This is a genomic window from Streptomyces sp. NPDC000348, from assembly GCF_042898795.1.
Classification (GTDB): Bacteria; Actinomycetota; Actinomycetes; order Streptomycetales; family Streptomycetaceae; genus Streptomyces.
Window position 1 is genome coordinate 428,081 of the sequence record NZ_JBIAZD010000003.1, and the last position, 16,568, is coordinate 444,648.

The following is a 16,568-nucleotide window of genomic DNA, read 5'->3' on the forward strand; positions in this document are numbered from 1 at the left end:
ACCTTGGACATGCCCCGCCCGGAAGGGGTGTACGCGCGTGCCCGCACTTGTGCTGCTCGGTGCTCAGTGGGGTGACGAAGGCAAGGGAAAGGCGACGGACCTGCTCGGTGGTTCCGTCGACTATGTGGTGCGCTACCAGGGCGGCAACAACGCCGGCCACACGGTAGTCGTGGGTGATCAGAAGTACGCCCTCCACCTGCTCCCTTCCGGAATCCTGTCCCCCGGCTGCACGCCGGTCATCGGCAACGGCGTCGTCGTCGACCCGTCGGTCCTGCTCTCCGAGCTGAGCGGTCTGAACGAGCGAGGCGTCGACACGTCCAAGCTCCTGATCAGCGGAAACGCGCACATCATCACGCCTTACAACGTGACGGTGGACAAGGTGAGCGAGCGCTTCCTCGGCAAGCGCAAGATCGGGACCACGGGCCGGGGCATCGGCCCGACCTACGCCGACAAGATCAACCGCGTCGGCATCCGCGTCCAGGACCTGTACGACGAGTCGATCCTGACCCAGAAGGTCGAGGCGGCCCTCGACGTCAAGAACCAGATGCTCACCAAGTTCTACAACCGGCGCGCGATCGCCGTGGAGCAGGTGGTCGAGGAACTGCTGGGCTACGCGGACAAGCTGGCCCCGTACGTCGCCGACACGGTGCTGGTGCTGAACGAGGCGCTGGAGCAGGACAAGGTGGTCCTCTTCGAGGGCGGCCAGGGCACGCTGCTCGACATCGACCACGGCACGTACCCCTTCGTCACCTCCTCCAACCCGACCGCGGGCGGCGCCTGCACGGGCTCGGGCGTGGGCCCGACGAAGATCAGCCGGGTCATCGGCATCCTCAAGGCGTACACGACCCGTGTCGGCGCCGGTCCGTTCCCCACCGAGCTCTTCGACGAGGACGGCGAGGCGCTGCGCCGCATCGGCGGCGAGCGCGGTGTCACCACCGGCCGCGACCGCCGCTGCGGCTGGTTCGACGCGGTGATCGCCCGCTACGCCACCCGCGTCAACGGCCTCACCGACTTCTTCCTCACCAAGCTCGACGTCCTCACCGGCTGGGAGCAGATCCCGGTCTGCGTGGCGTACGAGATCGACGGCAGGCGCGTCGAGGAGCTGCCGTACTCGCAGTCCGACTTCCACCACGCGAAGCCGGTCTACGAGATGCTGCCGGGCTGGAGCGAGGACATCAGCAAGGCCAAGTCCTTCTCCGACCTGCCGAAGAACGCCCAGGCGTACGTCAAGGCCCTGGAGGAGATGTCCGGCGCCCCGATCTCCGCGATCGGCGTGGGCCCGGGCCGCGACGAGACGATCGAGATCAACTCGTTCCTCTGAGCCCTCCTTCCCGGGGATCCGGGGATCCGACGGGACGGCCGGTGCGGTGAATCCGCCCGGCCGTCCCGCGCGGGGCCGAAGAACTCCGGAACATGTCCGCAACTGCTCTACTCCCGGCGGACTTCGGGTTGTTAGCGTCGGGTGTCCGAGTGGTATCGGGTGCGTACGCCTTCCGGGGGGAACAAGGTGCGAGTCACTCTGTCCGTGGACGCAGGGGCCGGGGAGCGCGCCGCGGGCGCGGGCGACGGGCTGTACGAGTGGCTGCGGCAGGATCCGCGGCTGCGCGGGCTGGTCCGGCGCGAGACGCCGGTGAGCCCTCCGGCGGGGGCGATGGGCGCGTGGAGCGAGCTGGTCACGCTGCTGCTCGCGCCGGGCGGTCCGACGGCGGCCGTGGGCGCGGCCGTCGTGGTGTGGCTGCAGAACCGGCGCGGCAACCAGACCGTCACCGTCAACCTGCCGGACGGCACCCAGGTCGTCGTCGCCTCGGAGAAGGTGCGCGGGCTGGACTCCGCGGGCACCTCCGAGGTGGCCGAGCGGATCGCCCGTGCCCTGGACCGGCAGTCCGACGGGACGGGCGGCGGGACGGGCGGTGCCGGCGGCCCGGACGCCGGCGGGGCGAGCCGCTGACGCCGTGGCCCCGCAGCCCCCCGGACTGACCGGCGCCGGCGCGCACGCCGTCGTCGTCGGCACCGGCACCCACCCCGGCGACCTGCTGCACGACCTGCCCTCCGCCGTCCGTTCCGCCCGGGCGCTGGCCGAGGCCCTGCGCACCGAGTGCGGGATGGGCGACCGGGTGCGGCTGCTCACCGACCCGCGGTCCCCGAGCGAGGTGCTGGAGGCGCTGGCCGAGGCCGCCGACCGGGCCGCGCCGAACGAGGAGCGGTACGACAGCGGCGTCGTGCTGTTCGTGTACGTCGGCCACGGGCTGCGCGGGCCGGGCGGGCGGCTGTACCTGGCGACGGCCGCGACGAAGTCGCTCACGGACACCGCGCACAGCGTGCCGTACGCCGAGGTCGAGCGGTACCTCGGCGACGCCGCCGCGGACCCGGTGGTGATCCTCGACTGCTGCTTCGCGGGCAACGCGCGGGAACCGGGGCGTCCGCCCGCGTCCGACCCGTTCGCGGGCGCCCGCCCCGACGGCAGCTACCTACTGGGGTCCGCGCTGCCCGGCACGGTGGCCTACGCGCCCGGGGACGCGGAGCACACCCTCTTCTCCGGCCTGCTGCTGGAGCTGCTGCGCGAGGGCGACGCGGGCGGACCGCGGTGGCTGACCCCGGGCAGTGTGTACCGGCTCCTCGACCAGCGGCTCCAGGGCGTCGCCGCCCGCCCCCACGGCGGCGGCACCGCGCGCATGGCGGAACTCGTCCTCACCGCCAACCGCCGCTACGCCCCCGGCACGGGGGAGGACGAACCCGCGCCCGCCGACCCGGACGCGGTGTGCCCGTACCCGGGGATCCTGCCGTTCCTGCCCGAGCAGCACCACCTCTTCTTCGGCCGGGAGGAGGTGACCCGGCGGCTGGTGGAGCGGGTGCGGGGGACCCGGCCCGGTGAGCCGCTGCTGGTCATCGGCACCTCCGGGGTGGGCAAGTCCTCGCTGCTGCGGGCCGGGCTGACCGCCGCGGCGCCGGAGGCGGGGCTGGGGCCGGTGCGGATCGTGCCCGCGCCGGGCACCCGGCCCCTCGACGCGGTCGCCGAGGCCTGGGCGGCCGCCGTGGGACGGCCGCTCGCGGACGTCGTACAGGACCTCGAGCGGGGCGGCTTCGGCCCGCCGGGAACCCGGCCGGCCCCCGGCGTCCTGGTCCTCGACCAGCTGGAGGAGTGCGTCACCCGTGCCACCGGCCCGGACGAGCGCCGCCGCCTCACCGCGGCGCTCGCCGCCGTCGACGGCCCCCGGATCGTGCTGGCGCTGCGCGCCGACTACCTCGACGACGTCCTCAAGGACCCGCACCTGGCCCCGTTCGCCGAGCACGGCCACTTCACCGTACCCGCGATGGGCGACGGCGAGATCGAGGCGGCGATCGTCGAACCGGCCCGGTACGCGGGGCTGACCTGGGAGGAGGGCGTCCCGCGGATCCTGCGGCGGGAGGTCAACGAGGAGCGGCGGGGGGCCGGCGCGGGCGACGCGGCGGCGTTGCCGTACCTCGCCCACGTGCTGCGGGAGATCTGGCTGCGCCGGCGCGGCACGACCCTCACCTACGCCGCCTACCAGCAGGCGGGCGGCATCCGGGAGGCCGTCGCCCGCACCGCCGACGAGATCCACGACGGGCTCGACGCGACGGGCCGCGACCGGCTGCGGACGCTGATGCTGTCGATGGTGCACGTGGCGGACGGCGAGGGAAGGCTGGTCCGGCGCCGGGTGCCCCGCGAGGAGCTGACCGGCGCGGGCGATCTGCTGCGGCGGCTGGCCGACGCCCGGCTGGTCGTCGTGGACGAGCACGGCGGGGCCCGCCTCGGGCACGACTCGCTGCTGCACGCGTGGCAGCCGCTGACCGGGTGGATCGAGGAGGCGCGGGACGATCTGCTGAGGCTGCGCCGGCTGACCGCCGCGGCGGAGGGCTGGGACGAGGCGGGGCGCCGGGCGAGCGGGCTGTACGCGGGCGACGCCCTGACGCGGGCACGGGAGCTGACGGACCGGACGTCGGCCCCGGCGGCGGCCCCGGTCCCGGTCCCGGTCCCGGTCCCCGCGGTGGTCCGGGACTTCGTGGCCGCCGGCGAGCGGGCGCAGCGGCGCCGGCGGGCCGTCACGCGCGCCTGGACCGCGGGTCTGACGGCGCTGGCGCTGGTGGCGACGACCCTCGCCGGATGGGCGCTGTACGAGAACGGGCAGGCGGCGAGCCGGGAGAAGCGGCTGATCGCCCGCGAGATCGCCGCCCGCGCCACCGGCGTGCGCGCGCACGACCCGCAGACGGCGCTGCGGCTCAGCCTGGCCGCGTACCGCACGGCGGAGACCCCGGAGACGCGCGCCGCCCTGTACGAGTCCGCCATGACCTCCGCCCCGGTCCATCTCGCCCCGGAGGAACCGCACCGCGAACCCGTCCTCGGCGTCGCCTGGCGGGCCGACGGCGAGGTCCTGGCCGTGAGCCACCGGGGCGGCCGGGTGCAGCTGTGGGACACCGCCGAGCCGGGCGTCCCCGCCGAGGCGGGCCGCATCCCGGCGGGCGGCACGGCGGCCGTCGCCGTGCACCCCCGGCGGCCGCTGCTGGCCGCGCAGTCGGCGAAGCACCTGACGGTGTGGGACATCGCGGACCCGCGCGAACCCGAGAGGCTGGCCGACGTGCCGGTCACCGGCGGGACGACGTTCTCCGTGGCGTTCAGCGGGGACGGGAGGACCCTCGCCGCGGGCAGCGCGGGAGGCCGCCTGCGGCTGTGGGACGTGAGCACCCCGGACCGCCCCGTGCTGCGCACCGAGCGGACGGTCGTCGACGCGGAGCTGGTCTCCGTCGCGTTCACCCACGACGGACACCACCTGCTCACCGGGAACGGCCACGGCGAGGGGGCGGGCGGCGCGCCCGCGCAGGTGCGGCTGTGGGACGTCGCGGACCCGGCGCGGCCCCTGCTGCGGGACACCGAGACGGTGAAGACGCTCATGGCGGTGGCCGCGCATCCACGGCGCGATCTGGCCGTGGCGACCGGCGGCGGTTCGACGGTCGCCTGGTGGCGGCTGTCCGACGACGGCCGGGAACTGCGGCGGGTCCCGGTGGACGAGTTCGCGGACTCCTGGGGAAGCGTGGACGGCGTTCCCTCGCTCAGCTTCAGCGGCGACGGCCGTTTCCTGGCGGGTGCCGCCCAGGACGACGGCGTCCTCCGGATGCGGACGGACGCTGAGGCGTCGGTCCTGGCGAACGACCCGCCGGGGCTCGCCGGCCACCCGGCGGGGGAGCCCGTCCAATCGGTCGCCTACCGTCCCGACGGCCGCTGGCTGGCGGCGGGGGAGACGGGCGGCGAGGTCCGGCTGTGGAGCCGGAGCGCCCGGGCGCCCTCGGTGCCGGGCTTCGTGCCCCGGGGGCAGCCGGCCGGAACGTCGTCGTTCAGCGCGGACGGTGCGCTGGTGCTGACGGAGACCGAGAACGCCCGGGGAGACGGGGTCACCCAGGTGTGGGACGTCGGCGATCCCCAGAAGCCCCGGCTCCGGTACAGCGTCCCCGAGGAATGGGAGGCGCGGTACTTCCTGACCAGCCGCGAGCGCCCCGTCCTGCTGGCGCACCGGTGGGAGGGAGGACGGGAACTCGTCTTCCAGCTCTGGGAGTTCGACGAGGCCGGGCCGCCGAAGAGGGGCGGCGGCATACCGCTCACCGTCGACGGCCCGAGTTTCACCGTCAGCCCCGACGGCCGTCTGCTGGCGGTCGGCTCGCGCGATGAGCCGGGCGTCGAGCTGTGGGACGTGTCGGACGCCGCGCGTCCCGTCCGCCGCGGCGCGGTCGACACACAGATCGGCGGCGGCCTGTTCGGTGCCGGGGACCTGTGGTTCGCGGGGCCGCACTCGCTGGTGACCGTCGAGAACGGGAGGAACCTGAGGCTCTGGGACGTCTCCGATCCGGACGACCCACGCGAAGGCGGCACCATCGAGGATGCGGCACTCGGGGAGGGCGCGGGGCACGTCGGCGCATCACAGCTGCTCATCACCGAGAAGCCGGGCGGCGTGATCCAGCTCTGGGACCTCTCCCGGCCCGCGGACCCACGTGAGGCCGGCCGGATTCCCGCAGCCCCCGGCAGCTACTTCCCCACCGGGAAGGACGAGCTGGCGACCGCGCTCAGCGACGGCACCCTCGACTTCTGGGACGTCTCCGATCCCGACGCCCCCCGGCGGAAGGCCGGCGGCGTACGCCTCGACCGCGCCGTCGCCTCACTGGAACTGACCCCGGACGGGCGCTACGCCCTGACCAGTCCCCCGCACCGCCTCTGGAACCTGGGACCGGGGGGCCGGTGGACGACTCCGGAGTACGTGACCCTGGAGGACGCCACGGATGTCCTCGTACCGCCCGCCGGAGCACGGTGGATGGCCGTCGTCCGGGAGGACGGCGAGCTCTACGGCTCCCTGCGCGACCGCACCACCTTCGTCCTCGACTTCGACACCGGACGCCTCTACGACCGGATGTGCGAGGCGTTCCCGCTGAGCGTGCCCGAGGACCAGTGGGAGGCGCTGTTCCCGCACCTGGAGCACCGCCGCTCCTGCGACTCGTGATCCACCGGCCGCCGACGAGCCGTTCTTCACCCGCCCGGACGCCGAGGTCGAGACGGTCCCGGTCATGAACGTCGAGGACGTGCGGAAGGGGCTCTCCCGGCCGGGGTGAGCGCTAGCTGAACACGATCATCGACCCCTGTGCCAGGCTCCGGGTCGCCGCCGCGTGCAGGCCCAGCCAGACGTGGCGCTCGCGGGCGAAGGGGCTCGGGTCGTACGGGGCGGGGACGGCAGGCTCCTCCAACTCGGTCGGGCCGCGCGGGGGTTCGGGCGCCTCCGGGGGGTTCGCCGGGTCGATGCCGATGGACGGGGCGACCGCTTCCAGCTCCCGCAGCAGCGTGTGGGAGGAGCCCAGGGGGCCGCCGCCCGCGAGGAGTTCGTCGTTGGCGAGGGGGTGCGGGAAGTCGACGGGGACGTACGCGCCCGCGTGGTCGTAGTGCCAGACCAGGTGGGACTGCTGGGCCGTCGTCTCGAACATCTCCAGCAACTGCTCGTAGTCACCGCCCAGTTCGCCCACCGGCGTGACCGGCAGCCCGCACACCTGGAGCAGGTGCGCCCGCCGCAGGAAGTGCAGCGCGTCGTAGTCGAAACCCGCCACCGGGGCCACCTCGCCGGACAGCCCCGGCATGTACTGGTACACCGGCACCGGTGGCAGGCCGGCCTCGGCGAGCACCGCGTTGTACTGCGCGAGTTCCTCGGCGAACGGATTGTCGGGCGTGTGGCACAGCACGTCGACGAGCGGGACCAGCCACAGGTCACAGGCCAAAGAGGGCTCCTCACACAGCACGGTCGTCGGGGTCTTCGTCGAGGTCTTCGTCGTGGTCAGGGAAGCGTATCGGCGCCCGGCGCGGACGGCTCCCCGCGTGCGGACCCCGGTGCAGGTCCCTTACCCATCCCACCGGCCGTCAGCCCCTCGACGAGGGAGAGCGCGTGCGCGTTGTACGACTCGACGATCGCGCGGGCCGCACCGGTGTCCCGGCGCGACAAGGCGTCGACCAGATCGGTGTGCGCGGCCCACAGGTGTCCGCGCGGATCGGGCAGCCGCCGCAGCCGCTGCACCACACACACCCAGGTCTGCAGGCGCAGCCGGTGCAGGAAGTCGGTGAGGTACGGGTTGCCGAACACGGACCCGAGTTCGCGCCAGAAGCGCAGGTCGTAGCCGATCAGCACGGTGACCTCCCCGGCGAGGGCCGCGCGCTGGGCCTCCTCGCCGCGCCTGCGCACCCCGGCGAGGGCCGCGGCGACCCGGGGCTCGGCCGGCTGGAGGTGCGCCATGTGCCCGTCGGCCAGCGCGTGGAACATCCCGTCGGTCACCAGGGCGCGGGCCTCGATCATGCCCCGGAAGTCGTCGACGGAGTACTCGTGCACCCGGAAACCCCGGTGCTGGTCGGCGTCGAGCAGTCCCTGCGCCGACAGGTCGACCAGCGCCTCCCGGACGGGGGTCGCGGACACGCCGTACTGGTCGGCGATCTCCTTGACGGTGAACTCCTGCCCCGGCCGGAGCCGCCCGGCCAGCACCTCGTCACGGAGCGCGTCCGCGATCTGCTGCCGCAGGGTGCTGCGGGTCACGGCGCCGGTTCCGGTGAAGCCGGGCATGGTCGGGGCGTCTCCCTCGTCGCGTTCGAGTGACGTGCACGCGGATGTCCACGGGCACGCCACCTTACGCGTTCGAGAGGGCCCCGGGGTGTTCGAAAGGGCGCGAGGGGGAGACCCTCCCCGCGCCCGCCCGCCGCGGCCCCCCGGCGCGGTCACTCCACGTAGCCGTCCGCCACCGACAGGGCCGCGTCCAGCGCCGCCAGCCCTTCCTTCAGCTCCGCCTCGCTCGCGTTGCACGGCGGCACCACGTGCGTCCGGTTCATGTTCACGAAGGGCCAGACGCCGGCCTCCTTCGCGGCGGCGGCGAAGGCCGCCATCGGGGCGTTCGCCTCACCGGCCGCGTTGTACGGCACCAGCGGCTCCCGGGTCTCCCGGTCGCGCACCAGCTCCAGCGCCCAGAACATGCCGGTCCCGCGGACCTCGCCCACGCTCGGGTGCCGCTCCGCCAGCTCCCGCAGCCCGGGCCCGACGACGGACGCGCCGAGGGCCGCCGCGTTCTCGACGACGCCCTCCTCCTCCATCACGCCGATCGTCGCGACGGCGGCGGCGCAGGCCAGCGGGTGCCCCGAGTACGTCAGGCCGCCCGGGTAGGGCCGCTTCCCGAACGTCTCGGCGATCGCCCCGGAGATCGCGACGCCGCCCAGCGGCACGTATCCGGAGTTCACGCCCTTCGCGAAGGTCATCAGGTCCGGGACGACGTCGTACAGGTCCGCCGCGAACCACTTCCCGGTCCGCCCGAACCCGGCCATGACCTCGTCGAGGACGAAGACGATGCCGTACTTGTCGCACAGTTCGCGCACCCCGGCGAGATAGCCGGCGGGCGGGAGCATGATGCCCGCCGTCCCCGGAACGGTCTCCAGGACGATCGCGGCGACGGTCGACGGCCCCTCGAAGGCGATCGTCGTCTCCAGGTGCTCGAGCGCCCGCGCGCACTCCTGCTCCTCGGTCTCGGCGTAGAAGCGGGAGCGGTACAGGAACGGCGCCCAGAAGTGCACGACCCCGGCCGTGCCGCTGTCGGAGGCCCAGCGGCGCGGGTCGCCGGTGACGTTGACCGCCTGCTGGGTGCCGCCGTGGTACGAGCGGTACGCGGAGAGCACCTTGGGACGGCCGGTGTGCAGCCGCGCCATGCGCAGGGCGTGCTCCACGGCGTCGGCGCCGCCGTTGGTGAAGAAGATCTTGTCCAGGTCGCCCGGGGTCCGCCCGGCGATCAGCCGGGCCGCCTCCGCCCGCGCCTCGACGGCGAACGCGGGCGCGAACGTGGTCATCCGCGCCGCCTGCTCCTGGATCGCGGCGACGACCTTCGGGTGCTGGTAGCCGATGTTGGTGTAGACGAGCCCGCTGGTGAAGTCGAGGTAGCGCCGGCCGTCGTAGTCCCAGAAGTACGAGCCCTGCGCCCCGGCGACGGCGAGCGGGTCGATGAGCTCCTGCGCGGACCAGGAGTGGAAGACGTGCGCACGGTCGGCGGCCTTGACGGCGGCCCCGACCTCGGGGTTCGGCTGAGGGGTCATGTGGCCGAGGGTAGGCCGGGGCCGGGGGGCCGCGACATCGGCGGCCTGTCTGCGGTGGGGGACTTTCCGCGACAGGTTGTCGAAGGCGATCGCCGGCAGGGAGCCGTCGTGCCGCATCGGCCCCGGCCGGACGGCCTTCGCGGAGCGGCCGGCGGAGGCGTGCGGGGCCGGCGTACGGGGGCGGAACCCGCCCGGGCGGTGGAGGCGCCGGAACGCCCGTCCAAGGTGCCGGGGGCCCTCGGACCGCCTGTTACGGAACCGTCGAGGTCGCCCGGCTCACCGGGTACCGACCCCGCACTATCCTCGGGATGTTGCTCATTGGGGGGAGGCGGCGCGGCGATGGACAAGCTCGGGCCCGGGGATCCACCGGGGATCGGGGCGTACCGGCTGCTGGCCCGGCTCGGGGCCGGCGGCATGGGGCAGGTCTACCTCGCCCGCTCCGACCGGGGACGCACCGTCGCCGTGAAGCTGGTCCGCGAGGAGCTGGCGCGGCGGGAGGAGTTCCGGGCGCGCTTCCGCCAGGAGGTGCGGGCCGCGCGGCAGGTCGGCGGCGACTGGACGGCACCGGTGCTGGACGCGGACACGGAGGCGCCCGTGCCGTGGGTGGCCACCGGGTACGTGGCCGGTCCCAGCCTGCAGCAGGTGGTCGGGCACGACCACGGGGCGCTGCCCGAGCGGTCGGTGCGCATCCTCGCCGCCGGTCTCGCGCACGCGCTGAAGGACATCCACGCCGCCGGCATCGTGCACCGGGACCTCAAGCCGTCCAACGTGCTCGTCACCATCGACGGTCCCCGCGTCATCGACTTCGGGATCGCGCGGGCGCTGGAGACGGTGACCGACGGCGGGCTCACCCGCACCGGGGCGCTGATCGGCTCGCCCGGCTTCATGGCGCCCGAGCAGGTGCGCGGCGACCGCATCACACCTGCCTGCGACGTGTTCTGCCTCGGCTCGGTGCTCGCCTACGCCGCCACCGGCACGCTCCCGTTCGGCGCCGCCCACAGCGGTGTGCACGCGCTGATGTTCCGCATCGCCCAGGAGGAACCCGACCTGGAGCGGGTGCCCGAGGGACTCGCCGATCTCGTGCGCGACTGCCTGCGCAAGGACCCGGCGGCGCGGCCCACGCTGGACCAGGTCCTGCGACGCACCGGCGCGGACGACACCGTCGCCGGCGGCCGCTCCCGCGACCCCTGGCTGCCGGGCGCCCTGGTCGCCCAGCTCGGCCGTCACGCGGTCCGCCTCCTGGACACGGAGGACCCGCAGACCCCGGCGTCCCCTGTTCCGGCGGGCACGCCCTCCACTCCGGCGGGCACGCCCTCCACCGCCTGGCCACCGGTACCGCCCGGGCCGGCAGAACCCGGCGCACCGGTCGCCGGGCAGCCGGGCGGCCCCGCCGCCGCTTCGGCACCGGCAGCGTGGTCCTTCGGACCGCCCGGACCGGCAGAACCCGGCGTGCCCGCGCAAGGAGGCCCCGCCGGCGCGGCCGAGCCCGCGGGGCAGCCCGGTACTCATGCGGCACCGGCGGCCGGACAGCCGGTCCCGCCCGGCGCGGGGCACCGCGCCGGTACCCCCGAGCACGCCCGTGCCGACGACGACTCCGCCGGGTCGCCCACGGCCTCCCCGCTCCCGCCCGGGCCGCCGGGGGCGAACCACCTGCCCACCCTCGTGGCCGGTCAGGGCGCCCCCGCCCAGCCCCCGGCGCCGGGCCCGTACGGGCACCCCCAGCAGCCCGCGTACGGCTACCCCTACGGCGGGACACCGTCCTACGGGCCACCGCCGTTCGGGTCGGCTCCCGAACCGCGCCGGGACGGGCGTTCCACCGTGCTGCTCGTGGTGATCGCGCTGGTCGTCGCGCTCGCCGCGGGCGGCACCGTGTACGCGCTGATGAGCGGCGAGGACACCGACAACCGCGCCGGCGGCGATCCCACCGCACCCCCGGCGACCGGCAGCGCGTCCCCGAGCACCGCCCCCACCACCCCCGACGACAGCCGACGGCCCAGCACCTCAGCCCCCGCGGACGGGGCCGTCCCCGCCGGCTACCTGGGCAGCTGGTCCGCCACCATCGACAACGCGAGCGGCGAGCACACCCGCAGGCTGACCATCCGGCAGGGCGAGGTCGGTGACACGGTCATGTCCCTCGTCGCCGACGGGCCCACCGGCGGCGGCACCTACCACTGCGTCTTCGAGGCGCGGCTCACCGCCGGCTCCGGCGACCGGCTGGAGCTCGGCCCGTCCTCCGTGACGACCGGGCAGCCGCGCAGCGCCTGCACCCCGGGCTCCGCCAGCGAGATCACCTTGCTCCCCGGCGACTCCCTCCAGCGCCTGAACACCGGCAACGGTGAACAGCTCACCTACACGCGGGACTGAACGCCCGTACCGCACACCGTCGTTGAACGTTCGGCGAACTCCCGCGGACGAACACCGCCGGCCGCTTGGTACGGCCGTACGGTGGCTGCCCGGTCGAACGTGCGGGCAGCGGCGGGGGCGGCACGATGGAGTGGCTGAGCGCGGAGAACCTGGTCGCCGTGGCGACGGCGATCCTCGGTGTGGTCGCCTCCGCCGTCATGGTCTGGTACGAGCGGCGGGTGCCGCGCCGCAAACGACTCGGGCACCGCGTGCAGTTGGACGTCCCGATCGGCGACGGCCAGCGGGCGAGCCGCACCAGCCGGCGGGAGGGCTGGTTCGACACGGCGGCGGCGGGGATGACGCACGCCAGCATGGTGCTGCTGCGCATCGAGAACGACGGCTCGCAGGCCATCGGCCGCGACGACTACCAGAGCCCGGGAAGCCACGGCCTGACCGTGGAGTTCCGGGAGCGCACCATCCTCGGCGTCTCGGTCACCCAGCCCTCGGAGACCAGCCACCTCCTCGAGCACTTCACCCAGGAGCGCGGCTTCGGCTACCAGGACGGCGTCCTGCGCCTCCCGCGCGTCCCGCTGAACCGGGGCGCCTACTACAAGCTGCTGGTGCTGCTCTCCGGCGGCCGCGTGGGCGACGGGATCCAGCTGAGCGGCGACCTCAGCGAGGGCGACGTGCACCGCAACCGGAGCGCCACCCCGGACGACAAGGCCCCGCTGTTCAGCCGGGCGGCCCGGCTGATCACCATCACGCTCACGCTGTGCGTGGTGGCCCTGGCGGTCATCGTCGTGGTCCAGGACGACAGCCCGCCCCCCATCGGCTGCCGGAGCGGCACCCTCACCCTCACCGGATCGACGGCGTTCGCGCCGGTGCTGCGGGAGGTCGCGGAGAAGTACGAGCGGGACTGCGAGGACGAGGACCCGCGCGTCGAGGTGGACCCGCACGGGTCGACGGCCGGGATACGGGACCTGGCGGCGGCCGGGGCACGGACGGAGAACGGCTCGCCGCCGCTGGTGGTCCTGTCGGACGGACCCAAGCCGGGCGGGCACCCCGAACTGCGCGAGAACCAGGTGGCGGTGTCGGTGTTCGCGCTGGTGGTGAACGAGGACGTGCGGCTGCGGAACCTGTCGACGACGGACGTACGACGGCTGTACCGGGGCGAGATCGCGAACTGGAGCGAGCTCGGCGGCCCGGACCTGGCGGTCCACCTCGTCAGCCGGGACGCCAACTCGGGCACGCGACAGGTCTTCCAGCGCCGCGTGCTGGGCCGGGGCGAGATCGCCCACTCCTCCGTCGACTGCGTGCACAAGGACGACCCGACCGCCCCCGTCATCCGCTGTGAACTCGACTCCACCGAACAGGTGCTGGAGACCGTCGCCGGCATCCCCGGCGCGATCGGCTACAGCGAACACGCCCGCGCCTCCCGGGCGAAGGGGCTGCACCGGCTGGACCTCGACGGCGAGGCCCCGTCCGTCGACGCCATCGAGCGCGGCACGAGCTCCTACCCGTACCGGGAGATCGAGTACGCCTACACCTACGGGCAGCCGCCGGCGAACTCGCTGGCGGCGAGCTTCCTGACGTACCTCACGCGCGGCATCGGCCAGGAAGTGATCCGCACCCACGGCCACCTGCCGTGCTGGACCCCGGCGGGGATGGAGCTGTGCGCACGGACCACGCCGTGACGGGCCCGGTTCAGCGCGGCTCGGGCGGACGCTGCCGCGGCATGTTGGGGCGGGCCGGCCCCTGCGGCGAGGGGAAGCGGCCGTGCGGGAGGGAGCCCTCCGGGCGTCCCGCACCCGCCACCGCCGTCTGGATGCCCAGCGGCGCGCCACCCGTGCGGAACTCCACCATCCAGTCCGCCGTCTCGACCCGCACCAGCTCGGTGACGTCCTCCGAGAACCGGCGCAGCACCGACAGGCACCGCTCGGCCGCCTCGCTCGCCGTTCCGTCCGCCGGGCCGAGCACCTCGCGCACGCACTCCGACGCCCAGTCGAACTGGAACGCCCGCAGCCGCCGCTGCACCGCCTGCGCGGTCGCCACGTCCCGCATCCAGCCGGACGTCATCCCGAAGAAGCGGTCCCCGGCCGCACAGGCCGCCCCGAGCAGCAGCGCCAGATAACCCCAGGGCGCGGATCCGTCGGCCACCCCGGTCAGATCGAGCAGCGGCAGCGCCGCCCCGGTCAGCGCGCCCGCGGCCGTCCCGGCCCGCAGCGCCCACGCGCACCGCCGCTTCCACACCCGGTCCGCGAGGTACCAGGCGGCCGTGTCCAGCGCGCCGCGCTCCACCCACCGGTACAGCTCGTCCAGCCGGGCCGCCGGCTCGCCCCAGTCCCCGAGCGGGAACTCCCGCCCCTCCAGGTCGTCCGGCCGGTCCCCGGCCGCCTCCTCACCCCGCCCGTCCTGAGGCCGACCCTCGGGCTGCATCTCCGGCTGACCCACCCGGTATCTCCCTACTGACCCCTGCCGACTCCGCGTACTGTCCGTGCATGCAGTGTGACGCCAGGTGCTCACGCACCTGACCCTTCCTACCGCCCAATGGGTGGCGGCGCCGGGGGTTCGTGCTCTTTTCCGCCCGGAAGATGGCCGTGATCAGGTATAGGGCCCCACCGTGACTCACTCGAAAGAGTGCCGGAGCAACGGCTCCCGTGACCACGTAGGCTCGTGCCGAACGGTAAAACCCTTACCGACGGACCGACCAAGGAGCCCAATCGTGATCCCCGGTGGTGGCCAGCCGAACATGCAGCAGCTGCTCCAGCAGGCCCAGAAGATGCAGCAGGACCTGGCCAGGGCCCAGGAGGAGCTGGCGAGGACCGAGGTCGACGGACAGTCGGGAGGCGGTCTGGTGAAGGCCACCGTCACCGGCTCCGGCGAGCTGCGCGGCCTCGTGATCGACCCGAAGGCGGTGGACCCGGAGGACACCGAGACCCTCGCCGACCTGATCGTCGCGGCGGTCCAGGCGGCCAACGAGAACGCCCAGGCCCTCCAGCAGCAGAAGCTCGGCCCGCTGGCCCAGGGGCTGGGCGGCGGAGGCATCCCCGGCCTCCCCTTCTGACCTCCCCGGCCTTTCTCGGACGGCCCGCGGGCCTCTACCGTACGTACTGAAGGAACACCAGGAAGGGACGGCAGTCCGTTGTACGAAGGCGTGGTCCAGGACCTCATCGACGAGCTGGGGCGGCTGCCCGGCGTCGGTCCCAAGAGCGCGCAGCGGATCGCCTTCCACATCCTCCAGGCGGAACCGACGGACGTACGGCGTCTGGCGCACGCGCTGATGGAGGTCAAGGCGAAGGTCCGCTTCTGCGCGACCTGCGGGAACGTCGCGCAGGAGGAGCAGTGCGCCATCTGCCGCGACACCCGCCGCGACCCGGCCGTCATCTGCGTCGTGGAGGAGCCCAAGGACGTCGTGGCGATCGAGCGGACCCGTGAGTTCCGCGGCCGCTACCACGTGCTGGGCGGCGCGATCAGCCCGATCGACGGGGTGGGCCCGGACGACCTGCGGATACGAGAACTCCTCGCGCGGTTGGCCGACGGCACGGTCACGGAGCTCATCCTGGCCACGGACCCCAACCTCGAGGGCGAGGCCACGGCGACGTACCTCGCCCGCATGATCAAGCCCATGGGCCTGAAGGTCACACGCCTGGCCAGCGGCCTCCCGGTGGGTGGCGACCTGGAATACGCGGACGAGGTCACCCTCGGCCGCGCCTTCGAGGGGAGACGACTCCTAGATGTCTGATGCCACGCTGCACGCGACCGACCGGAACCCCGACGACTTCGCGGTCCAGATCGCGGATCAGATCGAGAGCTTCCTGGTCGCCGTCACGGAGGTCGCGAAGGGCGACGAGCCGGACTCGGCGGTCCCCTTCCTCCTCCTGGAGGTCTCCCAGCTCCTCCTGGCCGGCGGCCGCCTGGGCGCGCACGAGGACATCGTCCCCGACGAGCGCTACGAGCCCGACCTGGGCCCGGAGGCCGACGTGGACGAACTCCGCGAGAACCTCGCCCGCATGCTCGACCCGATCGACGTCTACTCGGAGGTCTTCGACCCCTACGAGCCCCGCCGGGCCCCGGTCCCGGCCCGCATCTCCGACGACCTCACCGACGTCATCACCGACCTCCGCCACGGCATGGCCCACTACAAGGCCGGCCGCACCACGGAGGCCCTGTGGTGGTGGCAGTTCTCCTACTTCTCCAACTGGGGCTCCACCGCGTCCGCTGCTCTGCGCGCCCTCCAGTCGGTGGTCGCCCACGTCCGCCTGAACCAGCCCCTCGCCGAACTCGACGGCCTCGACACCGACCAGGGCATGGGTGACGACACCCTGGAGTTCGAGGCGGGCAAGGTCATGGCGGAGGAGCTCGGCACCCCGCTGGGGATGCGCCCGGTCACGTGAGAAAAAGCGTGAGCACAGGGCGGGCGAGTGTCCATTGAGCTCTCGAATGAGCACTTGATGGACGGTGTCGCCCGGTGTGCTCACGCTTTTCCGGACGGGTGCGCCCCTGCTGGCCTCCGCCGCGTGGACGACACCGTGTACGTGGGCCACGCGGGCAAGGACGCGGCGCTGGACCGGGGCTGGATCCCGGGGCACTTCAAGGGCATCTAGGATCCGCGTCACAGCAA

General features: G+C 73.9%; 12 protein-coding genes and 1 pseudogene. 9 read left to right on the forward strand and 4 right to left on the reverse strand.

The window, feature by feature from the left end:
* The first annotated feature begins 37 nt into the window (after positions 1–37).
* From ACFY3N_RS08835 to ACFY3N_RS08845, 3 genes are all read left to right on the forward strand, one after another.
* Positions 38–1,321 carry an adenylosuccinate synthase gene (locus tag ACFY3N_RS08835; protein WP_390815897.1) on the forward strand — a complete coding sequence of 428 codons (1,284 nt, stop codon included), beginning with the start codon at positions 38–40 and terminating at the stop codon, positions 1,319–1,321.
* 204 nt (positions 1,322–1,525) lie between these two features.
* On the forward strand, positions 1,526–1,948 hold the full coding sequence (locus ACFY3N_RS08840; RefSeq protein ID WP_390815898.1) for a hypothetical protein: 423 nt from the start codon (positions 1,526–1,528) through the stop codon (positions 1,946–1,948).
* Between the two features lie 4 nt (positions 1,949–1,952).
* Complete coding sequence (locus ACFY3N_RS08845; protein WP_390815899.1) at positions 1,953–6,503, forward strand: caspase family protein; 4,551 nt, start codon at positions 1,953–1,955, stop codon at positions 6,501–6,503.
* A 112-nt stretch (positions 6,504–6,615) separates the two neighbouring features.
* Here the strand turns inward: ACFY3N_RS08845 and ACFY3N_RS08850 are convergent, their stop codons facing one another.
* The 3 genes from ACFY3N_RS08850 to ACFY3N_RS08860 all read right to left on the reverse strand — a co-directional run bounded on the left by ACFY3N_RS08850 (position 6,616) and on the right by ACFY3N_RS08860 (position 9,604).
* Positions 6,616–7,266, reverse strand: a complete 651-nt coding sequence (locus ACFY3N_RS08850) for a hypothetical protein (RefSeq protein WP_390815900.1) — start codon at positions 7,264–7,266, stop codon at positions 6,616–6,618.
* Positions 7,267–7,322: 56 nt separating this feature from the next.
* Entirely contained in the window at positions 7,323–8,096 is a 774-nt protein-coding gene (locus ACFY3N_RS08855; RefSeq protein ID WP_390815901.1) for a GntR family transcriptional regulator, read from the reverse strand.
* Positions 8,097–8,248: 152 nt separating this feature from the next.
* Complete coding sequence (locus ACFY3N_RS08860; RefSeq protein ID WP_390815902.1) at positions 8,249–9,604, reverse strand: aspartate aminotransferase family protein; 1,356 nt, start codon at positions 9,602–9,604, stop codon at positions 8,249–8,251.
* A gap of 339 nt (positions 9,605–9,943) precedes the next feature.
* Between ACFY3N_RS08860 and ACFY3N_RS08865 the strand changes: the two genes are divergently transcribed.
* Together ACFY3N_RS08865 and ACFY3N_RS08870 are read left to right on the forward strand one after the other, a co-directional pair.
* A complete protein-coding gene (locus ACFY3N_RS08865) occupies positions 9,944–11,968 on the forward strand; it encodes a protein kinase (RefSeq protein ID WP_390815903.1) in 2,025 nt (674 codons plus the stop codon).
* Between the two features lie 125 nt (positions 11,969–12,093).
* Positions 12,094–13,641 (forward strand): substrate-binding domain-containing protein, encoded by a 1,548-nt coding sequence (locus ACFY3N_RS08870; protein ID WP_390815904.1) that lies wholly within the window; start codon positions 12,094–12,096, stop codon positions 13,639–13,641.
* Between the two features lie 10 nt (positions 13,642–13,651).
* Here the strand turns inward: ACFY3N_RS08870 and ACFY3N_RS08875 are convergent, their stop codons facing one another.
* On the reverse strand, positions 13,652–14,398 hold the full coding sequence (locus ACFY3N_RS08875) for an SLATT domain-containing protein (RefSeq protein ID WP_390815905.1): 747 nt from the start codon (positions 14,396–14,398) through the stop codon (positions 13,652–13,654).
* A 271-nt stretch (positions 14,399–14,669) separates the two neighbouring features.
* Here ACFY3N_RS08875 and ACFY3N_RS08880 point away from each other — a divergent pair, with 271 nt between their 5' ends.
* From ACFY3N_RS08880 to ACFY3N_RS08895, 4 genes and pseudogenes are all read left to right on the forward strand, one after another.
* Entirely contained in the window at positions 14,670–15,011 is a 342-nt protein-coding gene (locus tag ACFY3N_RS08880; RefSeq protein WP_351998020.1) for a YbaB/EbfC family nucleoid-associated protein, read from the forward strand.
* Between the two features lie 78 nt (positions 15,012–15,089).
* On the forward strand, positions 15,090–15,689 hold the full coding sequence (gene recR / locus ACFY3N_RS08885) for a recombination mediator RecR (protein WP_351998019.1): 600 nt from the start codon (positions 15,090–15,092) through the stop codon (positions 15,687–15,689).
* A complete protein-coding gene (locus tag ACFY3N_RS08890; protein ID WP_390815906.1) occupies positions 15,682–16,341 on the forward strand; it encodes a DUF5063 domain-containing protein in 660 nt (219 codons plus the stop codon). Before recR ends, ACFY3N_RS08890 begins: the two co-directional genes overlap by 8 nt.
* A gap of 123 nt (positions 16,342–16,464) precedes the next feature.
* Positions 16,465–16,548, forward strand: a pseudogene (locus ACFY3N_RS08895) (signal peptidase I); the annotation flags it as partial.
* Between the last annotated feature and the right edge of the window lie 20 nt (positions 16,549–16,568).